Below are 21516 nucleotides of genomic sequence, written 5' to 3'. Positions count from 1 at the left end.
CCCGTGAACGCCGCGCTCTGAACTCCCTCGATGAAATCCGGGGGAACAGGTAAGAGGTGTCAGACTCGGAACACTAGCGGCGCGACCCGGCAAAGGTCACAACCAGCGCTGCAAAGGTGATGGCAAACACACCCAGCAAGCCGGTGACACCGGGAAAGACCGAAAACAGGATCAGGTCAAAGCCCAAGGCCCAGATCAATCCGGTGAAGTCGAACGGGGCCAGCGCACTGACCGGCGCGCGGGCCACCGCTTCGTTTGCCACGATGTGACCGACACCCCCGATCACGCCTGCCAGCACCAGCCAACCCAGCACCGTCATGTTCAGCGCCACCCAGCCAAGGGGCAGGGTGGCCAGACCGATGACCGCCGACACCACGGCAAAGTAAAACGCGATGGTCGACGAGCTTTCGGTCAGCGTCATCGTCTTCGTATGCACCCGGACAAAAGCCATGGTCACGGCATAGGCCAGCCCGGCGGCAACGCCGATCAACGCTCCATCACCCGGTCGCTCGAACGCATCCCACAAGAGCAACAGGACCCCGCCAAAGCCTAGGGCGATGGCAATGAAAATGGCGTTCGAAAGCCGTTCCTTCAGCATCAGGGCGGCCAGCGGCAGAACCAACACGGGCGCGAGGTAGGCCAGCGCCTGCGCATTCGCGACCGGCAGATAGGCCAGCGATAGAAAGGACATCGCCATTGAAAATGCCCCGAACACGCTGCGCGTGACATGCAGGCCCGGTCGGGTCGTGCGCAAGCCATGGGGAAAGTCACCGAGCCACATCATGTACAGGCAGATCGGCACCAGCGCGACGGCTGACCGCCAGAACATGATTTGCCCGATGGGCACGGTTTCGGCTGCGCCATGCACGGCCGCTGACATCGCGGTCATCAGGAAGGCAGCCAGCAGGCGCAGGCCCACGCCCTGCAGAAAGTCTTTGCGCGATGTCATATGTGCTGTGTGTCAGAACGGGGTGGGGCGGGCAATCGGTTCCCGCGGCACTGCACAAAACTTAATCAAGAGTTATCAAGCTCTTGGAAACGTTAAGATGCGGCAAAGCTGAACGAAGAGTTAAGGGTGTGCCGTGCTGCAAAGTATGCAGTTTGCCCCGACAAATGTGCAGTTTTTGAAAAATAGTGGAAATTGCCTGGAATATCGTGCCGGGAAAATATGCAGTTTCCGGTCCAAAATGCGCAATTCGCCAAAATCGACGCACCGAACGGTGGCTTAAGACCTACAGCGCCTTGCGCGCATTCAGCGCTGCCGTGATCGTCCCGTCGTCCAGATAATCCAGCTCGCCCCCAATCGGCACCCCCTGGGCCAGCGAGGTCAGTTTGACCTGACCTTCAAGCTGATCGGCGATGTAATGAGCCGTTGTCTGACCGTCGATTGTGGCGTTCAGGGCCAGGATCACCTCGGTGATGTTCTCGGTTTGCACGCGGTCGATCAGTCGTGGAATCCGCAGTTCGTCGGGGCCAATAGCATCCAGCGCAGACAGCGTTCCGCCCAGCACATGATAGCGACCCTTGAACACACCCGCCCGCTCCATCGCCCACAGGTCGGACACATCCTCGACCACGCAAAGCTCTGAATTCGCACGTTTTTCCGATAGGCAGATATCGCAGATGTCGCTTGTGCCCACGTTCCCACAATTCAGGCACTCGCGCGCGGTGGCAGCAACGGTCTGCATCAGGTCGGCCAGTGGGGTCAGCAGCAATGCCTGTTTTCGGATCAGGTGCAGCACGGCCCGCCGGGCGGAGCGGGGGCCAAGACCGGGCAGCTTCGCCATCATCTCGATCAGGTTGTCTATGTCACGGGTGCTGCTCATTCCCTTGATCCTATTGCGCTTTCGGCAGAACAAAAAGGGTCTATTGCAGTTCACCAGTTCGCAAGGAAATGAAGATAGCTTGTGCGATCACCGGCAATGGAAGCAGGCAAATGCGGCGTCTTCTCTCTCGATCAACCCATGCAGTGATTGTGCTGCTGCTTTGGCACGGCATGGCAATGGCGTGTGCCTACCCGACGCCCTTGCGGGTGGCCAATGGAACGCTGCTATCCATTCTTGACGGTGGCGGTCAGGTGTCTGTCCACCAAAGGGACCGCTTGGCGCGCGCAATGGCACAAATGTCGCCCGAGGTTGTGAAACGGACCCTGTCGCAGGACACCCCGCGCCGCGATGCCCGCGCTGCACATGCTGTGATTGATACGGCGCTGGCGCTTGCCAGCGGTCGGGGCATGACCGTGAACGAAGGCTTGCGCGACCATGTCGTTCGTCTGGATCAAGCGGTTGATGCGACGTGCTCGGGCGGCAATAGCGCGGCCAGCGGCAATGATGACGCAGACGGCGCGGAACATGGCACACCCCGCCAAACGGATCGGGGTGGGCGGTCCCTCACATTTCGTGAGGGGGTCGCTCGGCTGAGCCTGACATTCACCTTGTATATGGTGTTTCTGGCGTTCTTGTTCGGGTTTCGCAGGCAATTGCATCTGCGCGCGGCTGAGAACGCCGCGCCATCAGAGCCTTTGCAGGGGAATGACGTCAAAGCGTCCTAGAACGGCAATTTCATTCCCGGCGGCAGACCCAGACCTTCGGTCAGTTTGCCCATCTCTTCCTGAGCGCGCTCTTGGGCCTTGGCCTGTGCGTCTTTGATGGCCGCAAGGATCAGATCCTCGACCACTTCCTTGTCATCACCGTTGAAGATCGACGGATCGATGTCGAGCGCGGTCAATTCGCCCTTCGCCGTCGCCGTCGCCTTGACCAGCCCCGCACCGCTTTCGCCGGTGACCATGACGTTGTGCAGGTCGTCCTGCATCTCGGCCATCTTGGTCTGCATTTCCTGCGCTTTTTTCATCATCCCGGCCATATCGCCGAGGCCGCCAAGTCCCTTGAGCATCTAACTCTCCGATCCGTCTGCGCCGCTGGTCCGCGGCTTGGTATACAAAACAATCCCCACACATATCGCAGCGACAGCCACGATGAACAAGGTGGGCGACGCGATACAACCTTCGGTCATCGCCTGCAGCCTGACCCCGGTCGGATCGGTCATCGTTACCATCGTGACGAACACGGTCCAGAGCAGAACAGTGGCCAGACCGATCCACTGGTTGCGGAATCGCAAAGCCGCCATCGACAAAACAAGAAGGATTACGCCAGCTGGTGACAAAAACAGGTTCAGGGCCTCGTCCAGCATAGATGCATGTGATGGGCCGTCCCATAGGGGGCGCTCCTTGTCACATACTTCGGCCAAAGCCGCGCCCGGCAGCAACGCAAGGATCAACCCTCTTCGAAGGGGTCCCATTCATCATCCACTTCCGGCAATGCCTCGATGTGGGCCTCTTGCGCGATCTCTTCGGGTGTTCGGATCGTGGTGATCTTGGCCTTGGGAAACTGTTCCAGGACGGCTTGCACAAGCGGATGCGCTTCGGCTTTGGATTTCAGTTCCAAATCGGCGGCATCGCGCACTTCAGCAATCGTTTTGCCACCGCTATCGCTGACAATCGACACTCCCCACCTGTTGCCGGTCCAAACTTGCAACCGCGCGCCCAGGCGCTGGGCCAGATCACGCGGCGCGTTTTCGGTTGGCTCAAATTCGATCCGTCCGGGTTGATAGGCAGCCAACCGAAGTGTCGTTTCCACCTCGACCAGCAGCTTTACGTCCCTGTTCGACCGGATCAGTTCGATCACGTGGTCAAAGGTCGGATAGTGGGCCAGGGCTTCGGTCGGGTCCTGCGCCAACGCCGTCGCTTGCCCATGTGCCGATGGGGTCGACGCCATCCGGGTCTGCGCCTGCTGCACGGCTTGCGCGCCGGACGACGCAGCACCAGCGCTGGCCATGCCGCCACCGCCCGTCGGGGCCACAGGCTGCGGGTTGTCCTGCAGTTTCTTCACCAGGTCGCCCGGGCTGGGCAGGTCGGCCACATGGGTCAACCGGATGATTGCCATTTCTGCAGCCATCATGGCGTTGGGGGCGCCTGCCACCTCGTCCAACGCCTTCAGCAGCATCTGCCACAGGCGCGTCAGCACCCGCATGGGCAGTGTCTCTGCCATCTGCAGGCCGCGGCTGCGCTCATCGGGCGAAATGGTCGGATCGTCTGCAGCCTCGGGCGTGATCTTCACGACCGAGGTCCAATGCGTGATCTCGGCCAGATCGCGCAGGACCGCCATGGGGTCGGCCCCGTCAGCGTATTGCGCACCCAGTTCTGTCAACGCCCCGGCGGCATCGCCCTTGAGGATCATGTCGAACAGATCCAGCACGCGACCCCGGTCAGCAAGGCCAAGCATGGCGCGCACCTGATCGGCGGTTGTCTCACCGGCACCGTGGGAAATCGCTTGATCCAGAAGTGAGGTTGCATCCCGCGCCGACCCTTCGGCGGCGCGCGTGATCAGGGCCAGCGCATCATCTGCAATCTCGGCCCCTTCGGCGCCAGCGATCTTGCGCAGCAAGGCAATCATCACCTCCGGTTCGATCCGACGCAGGTCAAACCGCTGGCACCGCGACAGAACGGTGACCGGAACCTTGCGGATCTCTGTCGTGGCAAAGATGAATTTCACATGGGCGGGCGGCTCTTCCAGCGTCTTCAGCAGCGCGTTGAACGCGCTGTTGGACAGCATGTGCACCTCGTCGATGATGTAGATCTTGTAGCGCGCGGATGCGGCGCGGTAATGGACGGAATCGATGATCTCGCGAATGTCATTCACGGATGTGTTCGAGGCGGCGTCCATCTCAAGCACGTCGACATGGCGCCCTTCCATGATCGCCACGCAGTGCTCGCATTCTCCGCAGGGCTCTGTGGTGGGACCACCGTTGCCGTCCGGTCCGATGCAGTTCATGCCCTTGGCGATGATGCGCGCGGTCGTCGTTTTGCCCGTTCCACGAATGCCCGTCATCACAAAGGCTTGGGCGATCCGGTCCGCCTCGAACGCGTTTTTCAGTGTGCGCACCATGGCGTCCTGACCGACAAGGTCGGCAAAGGTTTCGGGCCGGTATTTACGGGCCAACACCTGATATTTCTGGGTCTCTTCTGACATGGGCCTTCGCGCGGATTCGGAGTGACCTGTGGACACTACGGGGCAGGGCGGGCGGCGTCCACCATTGCTGTCAGATCAGGCGCGGGATCGCTGCGCTTGCCTATCGATTCAAGTGGCTTGGAAAATGCCGGTGCCATCGGCGTTGTTACAGCCGATCCGTCATCTTCCGGATAACGTCGGAACTGCGCCGTGCCCGTGCCAGTGCCCAACCACCTTGTATCAGCATGAACAGATGTTCCGATTTGGCCTGCGCCTCCTCTGGACTCAGGCCCAGCCGCGCGGCGTGGTCCTGAACCTCGGCGATCCAGCCTTCGTAGATGTGACTGGCATGGTCCCGGAAATCTTCGTTGTCTGGGCCTTCGAACAGAGTGGCTGCGATGGGGCAGGTGTCCCAGCCCGTAATGTCGAACAGTTTGGCCAGCTTGAAACACAGTGTCTTTGCGCCGTCATTGAAGCTTTCGGCGCCGTCAAAGCTCGCCGCGATGAGGCGTAGCATTTCGTCCGACGCCGACGTGGCCGCAGCCATGGCAAGGTCGGATTTTCCATTGGGGAAATGGTGATACAGGGACCCCTTGGGCGCCTTGGCATCGGCCAGCAAATCGGCCAGCCCTACGCCATGGTAGCCACGTGTGCGGAACAATGTGGCGGCTGACAGGATCAGGCGATCCTTGGTTGGAAGTGGTCGGTCGTTCATTCTTTGATCTTGACAGCATTAGACCGATTGGTCCAGCGTTGCAATTAGACCAAATGGTCTAGCGCTGCCACAAGGAGATGCTTCATGTTCGATACGGCTCCAACTCAACGTGCGGTGACCGAACGGTCGCTGGCTTTCAAGACGCAGGACGGCGCAGAACTGGTCGGGCGGATGTATCGACCAAAGCAACGTCCCTTCGCCGCAGTGGTGCTAAACAGTGCAACGGGTGTGCCGCAGACTTTCTACACCCATTTCGCGCGCTGGTTGGCTGCGGAACGGGGGATGGCTGTGCTGACCTATGACCACCGCGGCCTTGGGCGCTCCTATGCGGGGCCGATGCGCCGGGTGCAGGCTGACATGACGGACTGGGGTATCCGCGATCAGGTCGCTGCCCGCCGTGCCATGCGCCGCGAAGTCCCGGAGACCCAGCTGTGGGTCATTGGGCATTCCCTTGGGGCGATGTTGTTGCCGAACCAGCCGGAAATGGACGATGTCGCACGCGTCATCGGTGTGGCATCTGGTATGGTGCATCACAACGATCACCCGTGGCCCTACCGCGCGCTGGCGCTAAATTTTTGGTTTGCCATGGGCCCGTTGGCAACGCTGATCTGTGGCTACATGCCCGGCAAATCACTCCGCTTTGGCGAAGACTTGCCATCAGGTGTGTTCTGGCAATGGCGCAAATGGTGCACATCGCGCTCGTTCTACGATGCGGATATTGGTCCACGCTTGCCAGCCCCGAATTGGCAAAACAGTGCGAGAGTGCGGTTGCACGCATTCACTGACGACGATCTGATCCCACCGCCGCAGGTGGCAAGGCTTGCAAAGGTCTATGGAACTGAACCGGTCGTCGTCGATCCACGGGACCATGGGGTTAAAAACGTCGGACATCTCGGCGCATTCTCGCGCCGGAACAAAGCGATCTGGCCAGTGCTGCTTGAGGACTAGTCTGCTATTGTAGACCGCCCTCCCGCGCCTTTCAGATGCGCTGCCGGGCCGACGCGCACCACGCTGCGCTTTGGTGAGAGATTGACAACGACCCAAGCGGGGCTCGTTACGGCTGCTTCCTTCCGGATCTGACCGGGTTGGCGAGGCGCCTGCCCGCGCCAACCTCTCAAGAGGTCATATAAAGCGGGCACCCATCCGGTGCAAGAGGTGCACAATCAGTCATATCGAGACTTGGACCTGAAGAAACCCGCTTTCGTCCAAACCCAAGGGTCGCGGATCAAAGTCCGAGATATAGGACAGATAGTCCTCTGCCACCGGTGATGTCTGGATGATGCGGCGAACGCCTTGGTTGGGCGTGAATCTCCAAGGGTCCGAGCCAGGTACAATGGCCGACTGTATGTCCCCGGCCATTGCAGCCCGCAGTGCTTGCCGCACTTCCACATTCGTCTGCACAATCTCTGTCTGCGGACCGATGCCAGGGTAATTACCTCCACCGGCACCACGATAACTGGTCATGGCGACCACGAAGCGATCTTGCCGGTGCACCGATTGGCCTCCATACGCCAATTGTCTCACGCGAGATGCGTCTGGCAGCACGCGATGACCATTGGTTTCGAACGTTGCGGGTGCGCGCAAATCCACCTCCACCTCCGTTCCATGCAACACATCAAAGTTGAAAGCCGGAGAGTCAGGGTTCACCAAAGCAGCGCCTTCGCCATCGACCGGATTGAAAAAGGCGAGGCTGCGCTCAATCCAGTCCTGCAGGTCTGCGCCGGTTAGGACAGCAGCCCAAACCGTATTGGGATAAGGGCACAACATGGCGACGTGACGTTCGCACAATTGGCCTGATGGAATGTTGACATAGTTGTCCGGGCCTGCCCTGCCACCCAGTGCGGCCGGTGCAACACTTGCCAGAACGGGCAAGTTGGCGAGGTCCGTGCCAGCGACAGCTTTGGCAATCGTGCCTGATAACGCTCGCGCGACCAACGCTTCTGTCGGGGACGGGCGCAGCATCGAAAACCAAGTGTGCAAGTGTTCGGGTGTCGTCCCGATTGGCTTGTCCAGATGCATCCGCGCGGCTTCAACCAAAGGGCTGGTGATATTCACCAATGTCTGATCCTGGGGATCATCGATGCGGACACCAGAACGCCGCACGGCATGCCCGTCGACCTGCCATCCGTTCCGCCCATGCACCAGCGTCAGATCAATCACGCCCAGTTCTGTACCTGCGTGTCCCGGCATCACCCCTGGCACACCAAACACTGTGCCGTTGATGGCATCCACCCCGTCGAGCCCTGAGTGGTCTGGTCCAGGAAATCGCAGATGGGTGTGTCCCAGGATCATTGCATCGACGCCTGGCACATCTGCAGCGATCGCCGCCCCAAAATTCTCGCCAGTCGAATCGACGCCGTCGTTCAGTCCGCTGTGGCACAAGAAGACAACAACGTCCGCACCTGCGTCGCGCAAGGCTGAGACTGCTTTGCCAGCGGCTTCGACGCCGCCTTCGAATTGCACTGCATCGTCCAGACAACGCCGGTTCCACACGGCGGTTTGCGGCGGCAGGACCGATGTTAGCCCGACACGCAGCGGGCGACCCTCACCGTCTGAACAGAGGACATTGCGTTCAACGATGGCGAAGGGGGCAGCACATATGACAGCATTGGTTGTCTCATTGGCGCACAGCACAGGACAATGGGCCTGACCCATCACTTGGTTCAGGAACGGCAGCCCAAAATCAAAATCATGGTTGCCGAGGCCGACAGCGTCATAGTTCAGAGCGTTTAGAATGGCTGGCCATGGATGGTTTTCTGGCGCATCCACGCAAATATCGCCCAGTGGAGTACCCTGCAGTGCGTCCCCGTTATCGACTAGAATAAAACCGCCGGCAGCCGTCCTGCGCGCGTCTTGGATCAGGTTCGCCAATCGATCCATACCCTTGGTTTGCGTGTGGGTGTTGCGCAGTGCATCCCATCCGGTGAGGTGCATATGGACGTCGGATGTGGCGGCGATGCGTAAACAAGCGGTCGGCAGGGTCATATTGCAACTTGCACCCTACGGTTGAGTTCAAGGCAAGCAAAAAAGAACATCTGGTTCGGAAACATCCGCGTTGGACCATACGCCGTCCCATTGCGTCACCGTCTGGCGCATGCCAAGCAAGGCGCAAATGAAGAAAATGCGAGGGCAGGCATGAAACATGCTGAGACCGTGACATTCGGGGGGTCCCACCTCGACCGGGCGGCAGAGATGCGGGGCGATGCTGAGGCTATCGCCAGGGCGCTGGCTGATCCGACGGCGCGCGCGGTTCTGATTTGGCGTGGCAAACCGTTGATCCAACGTACCCGACCGGCATCTTTGGTGCGCCTTGCGATGGATCACCCCGCTTGTGAAGTCGCAGACATGAAAACTGCCGTGTTTCTTGGGAGCGAAGATGGTGCGCCGCGCTTTGCCTTGGATGTGTCCCGCTGGGCACCAGATGATCTGGACTTGTCGACGTTGGGCGGGTTTCTGGACCCGACAGAGCAACACCACCCTGCCTGTGCCGAAGATGAGGTTTTTGCTGAATTGCGGCGCACCATGACATGGCTGTCACCGCGCGACGCCGAACTCGCGGCGACAACCAAAGCCGTCTTTGGGTGGCACGATACCCACGGCTTCTGCGCCAAGTGTGGCGCGGCGTCGGAGATGACCCAAGCGGGCTGGCAACGCACCTGTCCCTCTTGTGGCGCACATCATTTCCCGCGCACGGATCCGGTGGTTATCATGCTGATCACCCATGGGAACTCGGTCCTGATGGGCCGGTCGCCCGGATGGCCGGAGGGTATGTATTCGTTGCTGGCCGGGTTCGTAGAACCGGGCGAAACCCTCGAAGCGGCAGTGCGACGTGAAGTGTTTGAAGAGGCGGGTATCCGTGTGGGGCCTGTTGCATATCTCTCGAGCCAGCCATGGCCGTTTCCGGCTTCGTTGATGTTTGGGTGCCAAGGTGAAGCATTGACACGTGACATCACGATCGATCCGAACGAGATCGAAGACGCCATATGGGTCACGCGCGAAGAGATGCTTGCGATCTTCGCAGGCGAACACAAAACCGTCCTGCCTGCACGCAAAGGGGCAATTGCACACTTTTTACTTGAGAACTGGCTTGCGGACACCCTTGATTGAGGGGAGACTGAATCCGGGAAATAACAGGCATATGAAATGAAGCTCTCGGCCCGGGAAGACGTGGCTGCGCATATCGACAAGGTGTTCGCAGCCCTCAACGATTTTGACGGTTTCGAACGTCAGGCGATGCGCCGCGGTGCCGAGGTGCAGCGGGTGGATCCTTTGACACAAGCCGGTGTCGGCATGCGCTGGAAAGTGTATTTCAAGATGCGTGGTCGTCGGCGTGAAATGGACCTTGAGCTTACGCGTTACGACGCGCCGAATGAGATGGTGTTCGATATCACATCTGCAGGGATCAGCGGCACCTTTTCAGTCGAATTGCTGGCCCTGTCACGCACCCGGACGCGCATGGCGCTGGCACTGGACATTGTGCCCCTGACGCTGTCCACGCGGCTGTTCATACAGTCGTTGAAACTGGCCAAGACGTCACTGACGAAGCGCTTCAAGCTGCGGGTTGCAGATTACGCCAAAGGGCTCGAAGAGCGTCTGGAACGCAGCGCTTGATATTGTCGCTGTGCGGCTCTGTTTGACCCTTACGGGTCAAAGGCGCCCGCCCACCGCCCCGTGATCAATCCCGACCGGGCGCTGCCGGGTACACCCCAAGGATGTCGAGCCGGTTGGTGAAGTAGTCCAGCTCCTCAAGTGCCCGTGCCAGCTCAGGATCGTCGGGGTGTCCCTCGACATCGGCGTAAAACTGCGTGGCCGTAAATGCGCCACCGACCATGTAGCTTTCCAGCTTGGTCATGTTCACGCCATTTGTCGCAAATCCACCCATGGCCTTGTAGAGCGCAGCCGGAATGTTCCGCACTTCAAAGACAAACGTGGTGATCATCGTGTCGGCGCGGCGGGCCGTGTCCTTCTCAGGCGCCATCAACAAGAAGCGCGTGGTGTTGTGTCCCTGATCCTCGATATCGCGGGCAAGGACGTTCAGGCCATGAATATCCGCAGCGACGGAAGACGCCAGTGCTCCGACGCCCATCTCGCTTGCTTTCGCGATGGCGGCCGCAGCGCCTGCGCTGTCCGGGGCGGCCTCGGCTGCAATGCCGTGTGTATCAAGATAAGCGCGCGCTTGTGGGATCAAAACCGGGTGGGCGCGGACAAGTGATATATCGTCCAGCGTTTGGCCCGGAAGGGCCATCAGCGCGATACGCACACGGACAAACGCCTCATCAACGATGTGCAACCCGCTTTGTGGCAGCAGGCGGTGGATATCTGCCACACGACCATAGGTCGTGTTTTCCACCGGAAGCATCGCCATGTCGGCTGCGCCATCACGCACAGCGGCAATCACATCTTCAAAAGCATGACAGGGAACCGGGGTGGCATCTGGCCGGGCTTTCAGAACGGCTTCGTGGCCGTAGGCGCCCAGATCACCCTGGAATGCAATCCGTGTCGACATCGTTTGTCCTTTGCTGCCGGCCCGCTACCGATCGTCGGGCAGGGCGATTGGTCGCGCTTTCTATACCTTGCCAGTCACAAGGGGAAGCCGTAGATACCCGCCGGAACAACATGAAAAGCCACGGAATCGGAAGCCAAATGTTCGACACCATGACCTTTACCAAGATTGCGGCCAGCCTTTGTGGTGCGTTGCTGGTGCTTTTGCTCGGCAAATGGGCCGCCGAAGAACTGTACCATGTCGATGGTCACGGCGAGCAAGCATACGCCATCGACACCGGCACCGATGAGGGCGCGGAAGAGGTGGTCGAAGTGGCTTTTGCTGATGTTTATGCCACGGCTGATGCATCCAAAGGCGCAAAAGCGTTCCGTCAATGCAGCGCCTGCCACAAGCTGGAAGCTGGCGCAAACGGCGCCGGCCCATACCTGTATGGCGTTGTTGGCCGCACCGTAGAAACCGCCGAAGGCTTTGGATATTCCGGTGCGCTGAACGCTGTCGTCGACGTTTGGACACCAGAGCATCTGAACGCCTTTCTTGAGAACCCGCGCGGTTATGCGCCAGGAACATCGATGGGCTACAATGGTATGAAGAAGATCGAGGATCGGGCCAACCTGATCGCCTATCTCGACAGTATTGACGACTGATTGTTTCAAATTCCCACCGGATCAAAGCCGCAAGCGCCTCGCCTGCGGCTTTTTTCTTGCCAATTGTTTCAACGGTCTCACATGCCGGGCATCGTGATCACGGAATCTCAAGTTGCATATTGGCACATTGCGCATTTAGCTTACTTCCAATCACAAGACGGCCCTGAATGCCACGAACAGGAGAGTACCAATGCAACCCAACCGCAGACGTGCCCAGGCACAGGCTCGTGTGAAAGAGACACGGAACAAACACATCCTGTGGGGAGGGCTGGGGATCCTTGGGCTTTTGGCAACGCTGGCGCTGGCTGGCATGGCACGGGCAGAGAGGGATGAGAATATCATCTCGTCCCATGGGTATTCCTTCTATGGTGATCTGACCTACCCGGCGGACTACTCACATTTCGACTACGTGAACCCCGAGGCACCCAAGGGTGGGGAATTGGCGATTGCGTTTGTCGGGACGCTTGACTCAATGAACGCGGCTTCGCGCCAGGGCCGAGCACATCTGTTCTCGATCATGATGTATGAAAGTCTTCTTGGGGAAGCACCCGGCGGGGGTGCAGCGCCCGCGGACACATATGGCGAATACTACTGTCTATTGTGCGAGCGACTAGAATACCCTGAGGATCGTTCATGGGTGAAGTTCTATATGCGGCCCGAAGCGCGCTTCTCGGACGGAACGCCGGTAACGGCCCATGATATCGCTTTCAGCCACAACTTGCTGCTGGATCAGGGGTTCAAGTCTTACGCCGAGTCTGTGCGCAGAAGCATTCCGAAAGTCGAAGTTTTGGATGATCATACGATCAAGTTCTATTTTGCTGACGGCATTTCCCGTCGGTCGCTTATTGAGCAAGTGGGAGGTGTGCCCGCCTGGTCCAAGAAATGGTACGAGGAGACAGGTGCCAAGTTGAACGAATCGCGTCTCGAAAATTCACCGGGGTCGGGCGCTTACATGGTCGATACCGTTGATATCACGCGTCGCATCGTGCTTAAAAGAAACCTCGACTATTGGGGCAAGGATCTACCATTCAATGTCGGCCGGAACAATTTAGACAGCATGAGAGTCGAGTTGTTTGGGGATAGCGCCGCCTCTTTCGAAGCGTTCAAGGCGGGTGAATACACATTCCGCCTGGAAGGCGACAGCCGCATATGGGCCACACAATACGACTTTCCAAAGATCGAGTCCGGGGCCGTTCTGAAAAGAGAACTGCGCGACGGAACGCCGCCTTCACCCACGGGCATCATCTTTAACCTTGGATCAGATGCGTTGAAAGACCGCCGCGTCAGAGAAGCGATTGCCTTTGGCTACAACTTCGAATGGACCAACGAAAGCCTGCAAAACGGCCTCTTTAAGCAACGCGCATCTTTTAGCCAAGGCACGCCTGTTATGGCTGACGCGCCGCCAGAGGGCATTGAGCTGGATATTTTGCAGTCTCTGGGTGACCTCGTGCCCGAAGCGATGCTGACTGAACCAGCACGTATGCCGCATACATCCAATCCAGAAACCTTGCGGGATCGACGCAACCTTCGCAAGGCGATGCGTCTACTGGATGATGCAGGTTGGCAGGTGGGGGACGATGGCTTGCGCCGCAATGCAAATGGCGAGGTTTTGAAGCTGAACTTCCTGTTCAACAGTGCGTCGTCCCCGACGCTCACTGGAGTTATGGAGAATTTTGTTTCCAACGTCTCCAATATGGGTATCGACATTACGCTAGAACGCGTTGACTCGTCACAATTCACCGCACGCAGACGGGACCGGGACTATGACTTACTGTACGACAGCTATGCCGCATTCCTTGGAACGGGGACTGGGCTGAGTCAGTGGTATGGATCCGAGGATGCTGCATATTCTCTGTTCAACCCTGCCGGTCTTGCCAGCCCTCTGGTGGACGAGTTGATTGACATATCCTTGCACGCCGAAACACGTGAAGAGGAACAAGCGGCAGTGATGGCCTTGGACAGGGCGCTGCGCCATGAATTTTTTGTGGTGCCTCTCTGGTACAGTCCAAACCACTGGGTGGCATATTACGACATGTTTGAACATCCAGCCGTCATCCCGCCTTACAACCTGGGCTACCTCGATTTCTGGTGGGTGAACGAAGACAAGGCCGCTGCCCTCAAAGCGTCCGGCGCACTGAGGTAAGGCAATGGGCCCCTATATTCTGCGACGGCTGCTCTTGGTCATCCCGACCTTGCTGGGCATCCTTTTGGTCAACTTCACCCTTACGCAGTTCGTGCCCGGTGGTCCTGTGGAACAGGCCATTGCGCGCGCGCAGGGTGGGGGCGACGTCTTTGGTGGGTTTGCCGGGGGCAACAATGATGCGGGGGCCGATGAACTCGATACTGCTTCTAACAGCGAATACGTGGGCGCGCGGGGGTTGCCGCCCGAATTCATTGAGGAACTAAAGGCTGAGTTTGGGTTCGACAAACCGCCCATACAGCGTTTTCTGAACATGATCTGGAACTATGCCCGCTTTGACTTTGGCGACAGTTACTTCCGATCTATCAGCGTCGTGGACCTGATCGTCGAAAAGCTGCCGGTGTCGATCACGCTTGGGCTGTGGTCCACGCTCATAGCATATCTCGTGTCGATCCCGCTGGGCATTCGCAAGGCGGTCAAGGACGGCACACCCTTCGACACCTGGACCTCGGGCGCCATCATCGCGGCCTATGCGATCCCCGGTTTTCTGTTCGCCATCCTGTTGCTCGTGCTCTTCGCAGGCGGAAGTTACTTCCAGATTTTCCCGCTGCGCGGTCTCACATCGGACAATTTCGATAATCTCAGCGCCTTGGGCAGAGTGGCCGACTATTTCTGGCACATCACCCTTCCTGTGTTGGCAGGTACGATTGGTGCTTTTGCCACGCTGACACTGCTGACCAAGAACAGCTTTCTGGACGAGATCAAGAAGCTCTACGTGATGACCGCCCGCGCCAAGGGCCTGTCTGAGCGCCGCGTGCTCTATGGCCACGTCTTCCGCAACGCCATGCTCATCGTGATTGCGGGCTTCCCGGCCGTGTTCATCGGTGTCTTCTTTGGCGGCTCACTGATCATCGAAACCATCTTCTCGCTCGACGGGCTGGGGCGGCTCGGGTTCGAGGCGGCCGTAGCCCGCGATTATCCGATCGTTTTCGGCACACTCTACATCTTTGGCCTCATGGGGCTGCTTGTGGGTATCATCTCGGACCTGATGTACGTGTTGGTTGACCCCCGCATCGATTTTGAGCGGAGGGAGGGCTGATGGCGATGCCAGACCCCGTGACCAATACGGACGCCCCGCCAACCGCGGTGGTGCCAGCCCCACGCCGCCCGTTCTTCTCCCTGTCGCCGCTGAACCAGCGTCGCTGGCGGAACTTCAAGAAGAACCGCCGCGCCTACTGGTCGCTGTGGATCTTCTCGATCCTGTTCGGCTTGTCGTTGGTGGCTGAACTCATCGCTTACGACAAACCGATCCTCGTGCGGTATCAGGGCGAATTCTACACGCCGATCTGGAACTTCTACCCAGAAACCGCCTTTGGCGGCGACTTCCGGACCGAGGCCAGCTACCGTGACCCGGAAGTGGAATGTCTGATCGTGTCGGGCGGGCTTGATACGTGTTTCGATGACCCCGAGGGTGTGATCGAAGACGCGCAAGACGGGGAAGTCGACGGCGAAGCGATCACCAAGGGCTGGACCATCTGGCCCCTCATTCCCTACAGTTTCGACACCGCTGTGGATCGCCCAGGTGCTGCCCCGTTGGCACCTAACAGCGAGAACCTCTTGGGCACCGACGGGACCAAGCGCGATGTGCTGGCCCGCGTCATTCATGGCTTCCGCCTGTCCGTCCTGTTCACCCTCGTGGTCACTGGGGCGTCGGCCATCGTCGGCATCTTCGCAGGGGCCATCCAGGGTTATTTTGGTGGGCGCACCGACCTCATCTTCCAGCGGATCATCGAGATCTGGTCCTCCACCCCCAGCCTCTACGTCATCATCATCATGTTCGCGATATTGGGCCGAAGTTTCTGGCTGCTCGTGTTCCTTCTGATCCTCTTTGGCTGGACGGGCCTCGTGGGCGTGGTGCGCGCCGAATTCCTGCGCGCCCGGAACCTCGAATATGTCCGCGCGGCCCGGGCGCTGGGCGTCAGCAACCTGACCATCATGTTCCGGCACATGCTGCCCAACGCCATGGTGGCGACGCTGACGATGCTGCCGTTCATCATCACGGGTACAATCTCGTCCCTGGCCGTGCTCGACTTCCTCGGGTTCGGCCTGCCATCCTCTGCCCCCTCGCTTGGGGAACTGACGTTGCAAGCCAAACAGAACCTGCAGGCCCCGTGGCTTGCCTTCACCGCCTTTACCGTGTTCGCCGTGATGCTCAGCCTGCTGATCTTTATCTTCGAAGGCATCCGCGACGCGTTCGACCCAAGAAAGACTTTCTCCTAATGGCGCTACTGCAAGTCAAAGACCTGTGCGTCGGCTTCCGCCAGGACGGGCAACTGACCGAAGCGGTCAAGGGCGTGTCCTTCCATGTGGACCGGGGTGAGACGGTCGCGCTTGTCGGCGAGTCGGGCTCGGGCAAATCGGTCTCGGCCCTCTCCACCGTGTCCCTGCTGGGCGATAGCGCCGAGGTCACCGGCTCCGTCACCTATGACGATCAGGAAATGATCGGGGCCGATGAACGGCTGCTGCGCAAAGTGCGGGGCAACGACATTTCATTCATCTTCCAGGAACCGATGACCTCGCTGAACCCGCTGCATACCATCGCAAAGCAACTGGGCGAAAGCCTCGCCCTGCACCAGGGGCTCGCAGGGGAGGCTGCCCGCGCGCGTATCCTGGAACTGCTGGACAAGGTGGGTATCCGCGATGCCGAAAGCCGTTTGAACGCCTACCCCCACGAGCTGTCCGGTGGGCAGCGCCAGCGCGTGATGATCGCCATGGCGCTGGCCAACAAGCCCGACGTGCTGATCGCTGATGAACCTACGACGGCGCTTGATGTCACCATTCAGGCACAAATCCTCGACCTTCTGGCGGATCTCAAGGCGGCCGAAGGCATGGGCCTCCTGTTCATCACCCACGACCTTGGCATCGTCCGGCGCATCGCGGATCGCGTCTGCGTCATGCAGAATGGCGAGATCGTGGAGACCGGCCCGACGAAAGAGATTTTCGACGCGCCCCAGCACCCCTACACGCAAAAGCTGCTCAGCGCCGAACCCACGGGTCACCCGGCCCCCGTGCCGCAGGGCGCCGAACTGGTGGCCGAGACGGAAAACCTCAAGGTCTGGTTTCCGATCACCGCAGGGCTGCTGCGAAAGACGGTAGGCCATGTCAAAGCGGTGAACGATGCCACGATCAGGGTGCATGCGGGCGAAACCGTGGGCATCGTGGGCGAAAGCGGGTCGGGTAAGACCACGCTGGCACTGGCCATCATGCGGCTGATCTCGTCCGAGGGGCGGATCGTCTACATGGGGCAGGACATCCGGGCGTGGTCGGTGCGCGAGCTGCGGCGGCTGCGCAAGGATATGCAGATCGTATTCCAGGACCCGTTCGGATCCCTATCACCCCGGATGACTGCGATGCAGATCATCGCCGAAGGACTGGGGGTGCACGGCATCGACGATGGGCGCAGCGCGCGAGAGGTGGTGGCCGAGGTGATGACCGAGGTAGGCCTCGATCCCATGACCATGGATCGCTATCCGCATGAATTCTCTGGCGGTCAGCGGCAACGCATTGCCATTGCACGCGCCATGGTACTGCGGCCCAAACTGGTGGTGCTGGATGAACCGACCTCTGCGCTGGACATGACAGTGCAGGTGCAGATCGTTGAGTTGCTGCGTGGGCTGCAGGAGAAATATGGGCTGGCCTTCCTGTTCATCTCGCATGACCTCAAGGTCGTCCGGGCCATGAGCCACAAGATGCTGGTGATGAAACAGGGGGATATCGTGGAGCAGGGCGTGGCAGCGGACCTGTTCGAACGACCCCAGACCGACTATACGCGCCTGCTCTTGCAAGCCACGCATTGACAGAGGGCGACGTGCGTTGCCCCGTTTCGGGTCAACGACACCCCGCCCACCGTCCCTTCAGGTCAAGGCCAGTCCGATCACCATGGCCGCCAGCGCGATGACATGGATCAGCGTCATCGCCATATCGTTCCAACGCCAGCCCACGATCAGCCAGCCGATCAGCCCGGCCAGGAACAGGTACATGTTCAATGGTGCCAGCCCGATGGCCGTTGCGCCATAACCAAAGATCTGGATAACCGACGCGCCCCACTTGATCGTGTTTGTCTCGGTGGTGCGCCGCAGAACCGCGTTCATAGCCGTTCCAGGTCGACGCATTTGGTGCGCTTGCCCTGCCACCAGCGGAGTTTGGGCAAGGTGACCCGGACACAGCGGCGCTGGCGGGTCGCTATCATGAAAGTTTGAGCGTAAATGTCAAGCATGAGGCATCTCTTGGGCGGTTAGGGAACATGATTGTATATTGATCCGGTGCGCGCTTTATGCGACTCAATTGGAATGCTCATGTGTAAGCTGAACTGACATATGGAATGGCGTAGCCTTCCCCCCCTCGCAGCCCTCCGGGCCTTTGCCGCCTTTGTCGACACCGGCAGCGTTGTTGCGGCGGGGCAGGCCCTGTCTGTCAGCCATGCCGCCGTCAGCCAGCAACTGCGCGCGCTTGAAGCGCATCTTGGCGTCAGCTTGCTGGATCGTTCGGGTCGGGCCATGCGTTTGACCCCGGATGGCGAAATTCTGGCCCAAGGCTGTGCTGACGGGTTTGCCAGCATCGCGCGCGCCGTGGCGCTTGTAACAGGGGCCGAGGCGGCGCGCCCGCTTCATATCTCGCCCACGCCCAGCTTTGCCTCGGCCTGGCTAATGCCGCGTCTGTCCGAGTTTCGCGCCAAGCATCCCGAAATCAATCTCGTGCTCAACCCAACATCCGACATCGTGACGCTGTCGCCGGGCGGTGTCGATCTGTCGATCCGCTATGGCGTTGGGGGGTGGGATGGGCTTGAGAGTGAACTTCTCGTCCCAACCTCGATGGTGGTGGTTGCGGCACCTCACCTTGTTGCGGGGCGTGATGTGTCCGACCCCTCAAGTCTGGGTGCCTTGCCGTGGCTGGAAGAGATTGGGACCACGGAAAGCTCCAGGTGGTTGTCCCAGCGCGGAGTTGCCGACATGCCCAGGGGGCCGGTGACACAGGTGCCTGGTAACCTGATGCTCGACGGCGCGCGGGACGGGCAGGGGCTTGCCGTTACGGTCCGCAACTTCGTTGCCGCCGATATTGCAGCCGGACGGCTTGTCGTTCTGCACGAGGATGCGACCGATGGTGCGGGCTACTACCTTGTCACGCGTCCCGGCATTCTCCGTCCGACGCTGCGGGATTTCATCCGCTGGATCAGAAAGGCGGCGCGCACATGAACTGGTTCTTTGGACTTCTGGTGCTGATCGGCGGTGCGCTGGCATGGCGCGCATGGTCGAAACGACAATGGCAACAAGAGGTGCTTGCCTCGCGGCTGACAGAGGCCGAGTGGCGGATCATCCGGGCACAGGTGCCGCTTGTTCGCAAACTGCCACCCTCGCTAAAGATGTCATTCGAAGGCAAGGTTGCGCTGTTTCTCAATCAGGTCGACTTGGTGGGATGTGACGGGCTCGAGGTGACGGATGACATTGCGCTCAGCATTGCGGGGCAGGCCGCCCTGCTCGTTGTGGGGACAGATGCCTGGTACAAACATCTGACGACCGTGTTGATCTATCCCGGTGCATTCAAGTCCAAGCAAACCAAGCAGGACGGTTACGTGGTGACCGAGGAAGAGGTGGTGCGATTGGGCGAAAGCTGGTCACGCGGACCTGTGGTGTTGTCGTGGCGGGATGTGCAGCAGGGTGGGCTGAATGACAGCGACGGCTTGAACGTGGTGCTGCATGAATTCGCGCATCAACTGGATGACCTCTCGGGCCAGACCGACGGCGCGCCACCCATGGCCGAAGGCCAAAGCTTTGTCCGCTGGGCGCAGGTGATTGTCGAAGCCTATGATCGCCATGTTGCCAATACGCAGTCCGGACGGCGCACGGTTATCGACGCCTATGGTGCCACCAGCCACGAAGAGTTCTTTGCCGTCGCGGTCGAGCTGTTCTTTGAAAAGCCCGATGGGCTGAAGGCCGTAGAGCCCGAGGTCTACGAACAGCTTTCCATGCTGTTGAACGTCGATCCGGCGAATTGGGCCTAGGATTGCGGTCCGATCATGAAGCAGGTCACGTTGCGCGATTGCAAGCGGCGACAGGCCAGGTCGGCCCCATCACGGGTCATGCCCATAAAGTTCGCGTCAAAGCCCGTGGGACGGCGTACAACCTTGCGCAAGCTGCCATCCAGCGATGACATCTCGGCCAGGGCGGTTTGCAACAAAACCTTTTCGGCCTTGTAGCGGCTGCCGTAGCGGCCCACGTTCACGCCCCAATGGCGGCCACCGGATGTCGATACGCGGGTCACGACTTCGGGTTCGGCCTGCAGCGCAACCTGCGTGGGACGTGCTTCGGGCCGGACAGTCGGTGCCAGCGCGGCGGAGACCGCAGCGGCTGCCGCTGGTGCCGTTGTCTCGGTGACCTGCGCCGCGACCAACGCGGTCTGGATGTCATCCGGCAATACGGTCGACGCCACAGGTGCTTCTGCGACCAGAACAGGGGCTGCGGTGCCCGGACGCATCTTCGGACGGTAGCTTGTCTTGACCGCGCCGCTTAGGCGAATGATCTTGCCAGCGCCCCTGGGGGCGTCCTGATTGCCCGCAATGATAACCGATTCATCCCCGGGCACATAGCTGGGCTTGGACGGCTTGCGCAGCGGCGCACGGCTGGGCGCACGGCGGAACCCAAGATCCAGCAGCTCAGCCACCTTGGCGTTGCGCGATGCGGTGGATTTGCCGCCAAAGACGGTTGCGATGATGCGCTCGTTCCCGCGTTCGGCCGATGCAACAAGGTTGAAACCGGCCGCACGGGTATAACCGGTCTTGATCCCGTCCGCGCCTTTGTAGTTGGCCAGCATCCGACGGTTCGTGTTGTTCACATTGGCAATGCCCGCATTGGTCGAGGTGCGCGAGAACAGGTTGTAATACTGCGGATAATCGTACAGCAGGTGCCGCCCAAGGGTCGACATGTCGCGGGCCGTGGACATGTGGCCACTCTCGGTCAGGCCATGGGCGTTCTTGAAGGTCGTGCGGGTCATGCCCAGCGATTTGGCGGTGCGGTTCATGCGACGGGCAAATGCAGCTTCAGAACCCGAGATCGCCTCGGCGATGGTCGTGGCCGCATCATTGGCTGACTTCACGGCAGAGGCGCGCACCAGATAGCGCAACTTGATGCTCGATCCGGCCTTCAGGCCCAGCTTCGACGGAACCTCGGCAGCGGCCTTTTTTGAAACCTTCACCTCGGTGTCCATGGTGATCTCGCCCCGTTCCACCGCCTGAAAAACGACGTATAGCGTCATCATCTTGGTCAGTGATGCGGGGTGCAACTGCGTGTCTGCATTGCGGGAATGCAGAACTTCACCCGTACGGGTGTCCATCACGAACGCCGCATAAGGTGCCGCCATGACAGAGGCGGGCACAATGACCACCATCCACAACAATGCAAAAATAATAAGCCCTAGCCGGGCCGGCTGTGCGCGCCGAACCTTCACGGTAAACC

The 21516-nt window shown here is 59.8% G+C and carries 21 protein-coding genes and 1 other RNA gene; 11 read left to right on the top strand and 11 right to left on the bottom strand.

The annotated features are described in order from the left end of the window. Nucleotides 1-73: 73 nt before the first annotated feature. On the bottom strand, nucleotides 74-949 hold the full coding sequence (locus Q1A75_RS14550) for a DMT family transporter (protein WP_299551483.1): 876 nt from the start codon (nucleotides 947-949) through the stop codon (nucleotides 74-76). Nucleotides 950-1232: 283 nt separating this feature from the next. Then, nucleotides 1233-1826, bottom strand: a complete 594-nt coding sequence (gene recR, locus Q1A75_RS14545) for a recombination mediator RecR (protein WP_299551486.1) — start codon at nucleotides 1824-1826, stop codon at nucleotides 1233-1235. Between the two features lie 110 nt (nucleotides 1827-1936). Between recR and Q1A75_RS14540 the strand changes: the two genes are divergently transcribed. Next, complete coding sequence (locus Q1A75_RS14540) at nucleotides 1937-2551, top strand: hypothetical protein (RefSeq protein ID WP_299551489.1); 615 nt, start codon at nucleotides 1937-1939, stop codon at nucleotides 2549-2551. Here Q1A75_RS14540 and Q1A75_RS14535 read toward each other — a convergent pair. The 4 genes from Q1A75_RS14535 to Q1A75_RS14520 all read right to left on the bottom strand — a co-directional run bounded on the left by Q1A75_RS14535 (nucleotide 2548) and on the right by Q1A75_RS14520 (nucleotide 5721). Next, nucleotides 2548-2892: a YbaB/EbfC family nucleoid-associated protein gene (locus Q1A75_RS14535; RefSeq protein WP_299551493.1), complete on the bottom strand. Its 345-nt coding sequence runs from the start codon at nucleotides 2890-2892 to the stop codon at nucleotides 2548-2550. The genes Q1A75_RS14540 and Q1A75_RS14535 overlap by 4 nt on opposite strands. After that, nucleotides 2893-3297, bottom strand: coding sequence for a hypothetical protein (locus Q1A75_RS14530; RefSeq protein WP_299551496.1), 405 nt, complete (start codon nucleotides 3295-3297; stop codon nucleotides 2893-2895). Then, on the bottom strand, nucleotides 3273-5063 hold the full coding sequence (locus Q1A75_RS14525) for a DNA polymerase III subunit gamma/tau (RefSeq protein WP_299551499.1): 1791 nt from the start codon (nucleotides 5061-5063) through the stop codon (nucleotides 3273-3275). The genes Q1A75_RS14530 and Q1A75_RS14525 overlap by 25 nt, the downstream gene beginning before the upstream one ends. A gap of 109 nt (nucleotides 5064-5172) precedes the next feature. Continuing rightward, the gene (locus Q1A75_RS14520; RefSeq protein ID WP_299208564.1) at nucleotides 5173-5721 is read right to left on the bottom strand and encodes a TetR/AcrR family transcriptional regulator; all 549 of its coding nucleotides are present in this window, start codon (nucleotides 5719-5721) and stop codon (nucleotides 5173-5175) included. A gap of 84 nt (nucleotides 5722-5805) precedes the next feature. On the opposite strand from Q1A75_RS14520, the gene Q1A75_RS14515 reads away from it, so the two are divergent. Continuing rightward, the gene (locus tag Q1A75_RS14515; RefSeq protein WP_299551503.1) at nucleotides 5806-6669 is read left to right on the top strand and encodes an alpha/beta fold hydrolase; all 864 of its coding nucleotides are present in this window, start codon (nucleotides 5806-5808) and stop codon (nucleotides 6667-6669) included. Nucleotides 6670-6740: 71 nt separating this feature from the next. On the opposite strand, the gene ffs is transcribed toward Q1A75_RS14515, so the two are convergent. Together ffs and Q1A75_RS14505 are read right to left on the bottom strand one after the other, a co-directional pair. Continuing rightward, an RNA gene (gene ffs / locus Q1A75_RS14510) (signal recognition particle sRNA small type) lies at nucleotides 6741-6838 on the bottom strand. A gap of 50 nt (nucleotides 6839-6888) precedes the next feature. Continuing rightward, nucleotides 6889-8706: a 5'-nucleotidase C-terminal domain-containing protein gene (locus Q1A75_RS14505; protein WP_299551506.1), complete on the bottom strand. Its 1818-nt coding sequence runs from the start codon at nucleotides 8704-8706 to the stop codon at nucleotides 6889-6891. A gap of 150 nt (nucleotides 8707-8856) precedes the next feature. Here Q1A75_RS14505 and nudC point away from each other — a divergent pair, with 150 nt between their 5' ends. Beyond that, nucleotides 8857-9828: an NAD(+) diphosphatase gene (gene nudC / locus Q1A75_RS14500; RefSeq protein ID WP_299551509.1), complete on the top strand. Its 972-nt coding sequence runs from the start codon at nucleotides 8857-8859 to the stop codon at nucleotides 9826-9828. A 36-nt stretch (nucleotides 9829-9864) separates the two neighbouring features. After that, nucleotides 9865-10332 (top strand): SRPBCC family protein, encoded by a 468-nt coding sequence (locus Q1A75_RS14495; RefSeq protein ID WP_299208556.1) that lies wholly within the window; start codon nucleotides 9865-9867, stop codon nucleotides 10330-10332. A 64-nt stretch (nucleotides 10333-10396) separates the two neighbouring features. Here the strand turns inward: Q1A75_RS14495 and Q1A75_RS14490 are convergent, their stop codons facing one another. After that, complete coding sequence (locus Q1A75_RS14490) at nucleotides 10397-11227, bottom strand: prephenate dehydratase (protein WP_299551512.1); 831 nt, start codon at nucleotides 11225-11227, stop codon at nucleotides 10397-10399. Between the two features lie 137 nt (nucleotides 11228-11364). On the opposite strand from Q1A75_RS14490, the gene Q1A75_RS14485 reads away from it, so the two are divergent. From Q1A75_RS14485 to Q1A75_RS14465, 5 genes are all read left to right on the top strand, one after another. Continuing rightward, a complete protein-coding gene (locus tag Q1A75_RS14485; protein ID WP_299551515.1) occupies nucleotides 11365-11868 on the top strand; it encodes a cytochrome c family protein in 504 nt (167 codons plus the stop codon). Nucleotides 11869-12178: 310 nt separating this feature from the next. Next, nucleotides 12179-14011 carry an extracellular solute-binding protein gene (locus tag Q1A75_RS14480; RefSeq protein ID WP_299551571.1) on the top strand — a complete coding sequence of 611 codons (1833 nt, stop codon included), beginning with the start codon at nucleotides 12179-12181 and terminating at the stop codon, nucleotides 14009-14011. A gap of 4 nt (nucleotides 14012-14015) precedes the next feature. Continuing rightward, entirely contained in the window at nucleotides 14016-15107 is a 1092-nt protein-coding gene (locus Q1A75_RS14475) for a microcin C ABC transporter permease YejB (protein WP_299551518.1), read from the top strand. Next, a complete protein-coding gene (locus Q1A75_RS14470; RefSeq protein ID WP_299551521.1) occupies nucleotides 15107-16288 on the top strand; it encodes an ABC transporter permease in 1182 nt (393 codons plus the stop codon). Before Q1A75_RS14475 ends, Q1A75_RS14470 begins: the two co-directional genes overlap by 1 nt. Next, on the top strand, nucleotides 16288-17865 hold the full coding sequence (locus Q1A75_RS14465) for an ABC transporter ATP-binding protein (protein ID WP_299551523.1): 1578 nt from the start codon (nucleotides 16288-16290) through the stop codon (nucleotides 17863-17865). The genes Q1A75_RS14470 and Q1A75_RS14465 overlap by 1 nt, the downstream gene beginning before the upstream one ends. A 57-nt stretch (nucleotides 17866-17922) precedes the next feature. Here Q1A75_RS14465 and Q1A75_RS14460 read toward each other — a convergent pair whose 3' ends face one another. Next, nucleotides 17923-18180, bottom strand: coding sequence for a DUF6552 family protein (locus Q1A75_RS14460; RefSeq protein WP_299551526.1), 258 nt, complete (start codon nucleotides 18178-18180; stop codon nucleotides 17923-17925). Nucleotides 18181-18384: 204 nt separating this feature from the next. Here Q1A75_RS14460 and Q1A75_RS14455 point away from each other — a divergent pair, with 204 nt between their 5' ends. Both Q1A75_RS14455 and Q1A75_RS14450 read left to right on the top strand, forming a co-directional pair. Continuing rightward, nucleotides 18385-19260, top strand: a complete 876-nt coding sequence (locus tag Q1A75_RS14455) for a LysR family transcriptional regulator (protein ID WP_299551530.1) — start codon at nucleotides 18385-18387, stop codon at nucleotides 19258-19260. Beyond that, nucleotides 19257-20066 carry a M90 family metallopeptidase gene (locus Q1A75_RS14450; RefSeq protein WP_299551533.1) on the top strand — a complete coding sequence of 270 codons (810 nt, stop codon included), beginning with the start codon at nucleotides 19257-19259 and terminating at the stop codon, nucleotides 20064-20066. The genes Q1A75_RS14455 and Q1A75_RS14450 overlap by 4 nt, the downstream gene beginning before the upstream one ends. On the opposite strand, the gene Q1A75_RS14445 is transcribed toward Q1A75_RS14450, so the two are convergent. Then, on the bottom strand, nucleotides 20063-21508 hold the full coding sequence (locus tag Q1A75_RS14445; protein ID WP_299592404.1) for a D-alanyl-D-alanine carboxypeptidase family protein: 1446 nt from the start codon (nucleotides 21506-21508) through the stop codon (nucleotides 20063-20065). The genes Q1A75_RS14450 and Q1A75_RS14445 overlap by 4 nt on opposite strands. Nucleotides 21509-21516: the final 8 nt, after the last annotated feature.

It is taken from the genome of uncultured Tateyamaria sp. (assembly GCF_947504105.1).
GTDB lineage: Bacteria > Pseudomonadota > Alphaproteobacteria > Rhodobacterales > Rhodobacteraceae > Tateyamaria.
The sequence above is the reverse complement of the archived record's forward strand: the minus strand, read 5'-3'. Positions and strand labels throughout refer to the sequence as shown.

Coding starts and splice junctions, on each gene's coding strand:
- Q1A75_RS14495 (WP_299208556.1), top strand. CDS start 9,865: ATGAAGCTCTCGGCCCGGGAAGACGTGGCTGCGCATATCGACAAGGTG.
- recR (WP_299551486.1), bottom strand. CDS start 1,826: ATGAGCAGCACCCGTGACATAGACAACCTGATCGAGATGATGGCGAAG.
- Q1A75_RS14450 (WP_299551533.1), top strand. CDS start 19,257: ATGAACTGGTTCTTTGGACTTCTGGTGCTGATCGGCGGTGCGCTGGCA.
- Q1A75_RS14515 (WP_299551503.1), top strand. CDS start 5,806: ATGTTCGATACGGCTCCAACTCAACGTGCGGTGACCGAACGGTCGCTG.
- Q1A75_RS14470 (WP_299551521.1), top strand. CDS start 15,107: ATGGCGATGCCAGACCCCGTGACCAATACGGACGCCCCGCCAACCGCG.
- Q1A75_RS14530 (WP_299551496.1), bottom strand. CDS start 3,297: ATGGGACCCCTTCGAAGAGGGTTGATCCTTGCGTTGCTGCCGGGCGCG.
- Q1A75_RS14535 (WP_299551493.1), bottom strand. CDS start 2,892: ATGCTCAAGGGACTTGGCGGCCTCGGCGATATGGCCGGGATGATGAAA.
- Q1A75_RS14460 (WP_299551526.1), bottom strand. CDS start 18,180: ATGCGTCGACCTGGAACGGCTATGAACGCGGTTCTGCGGCGCACCACC.
- Q1A75_RS14540 (WP_299551489.1), top strand. CDS start 1,937: ATGCGGCGTCTTCTCTCTCGATCAACCCATGCAGTGATTGTGCTGCTG.
- Q1A75_RS14550 (WP_299551483.1), bottom strand. CDS start 949: ATGACATCGCGCAAAGACTTTCTGCAGGGCGTGGGCCTGCGCCTGCTG.
- Q1A75_RS14465 (WP_299551523.1), top strand. CDS start 16,288: ATGGCGCTACTGCAAGTCAAAGACCTGTGCGTCGGCTTCCGCCAGGAC.
- Q1A75_RS14505 (WP_299551506.1), bottom strand. CDS start 8,706: ATGACCCTGCCGACCGCTTGTTTACGCATCGCCGCCACATCCGACGTC.
- nudC (WP_299551509.1), top strand. CDS start 8,857: ATGAAACATGCTGAGACCGTGACATTCGGGGGGTCCCACCTCGACCGG.
- Q1A75_RS14490 (WP_299551512.1), bottom strand. CDS start 11,227: ATGTCGACACGGATTGCATTCCAGGGTGATCTGGGCGCCTACGGCCAC.
- Q1A75_RS14455 (WP_299551530.1), top strand. CDS start 18,385: ATGGAATGGCGTAGCCTTCCCCCCCTCGCAGCCCTCCGGGCCTTTGCC.
- Q1A75_RS14485 (WP_299551515.1), top strand. CDS start 11,365: ATGTTCGACACCATGACCTTTACCAAGATTGCGGCCAGCCTTTGTGGT.
- Q1A75_RS14520 (WP_299208564.1), bottom strand. CDS start 5,721: ATGAACGACCGACCACTTCCAACCAAGGATCGCCTGATCCTGTCAGCC.
- Q1A75_RS14480 (WP_299551571.1), top strand. CDS start 12,179: ATGGCACGGGCAGAGAGGGATGAGAATATCATCTCGTCCCATGGGTAT.
- Q1A75_RS14475 (WP_299551518.1), top strand. CDS start 14,016: ATGGGCCCCTATATTCTGCGACGGCTGCTCTTGGTCATCCCGACCTTG.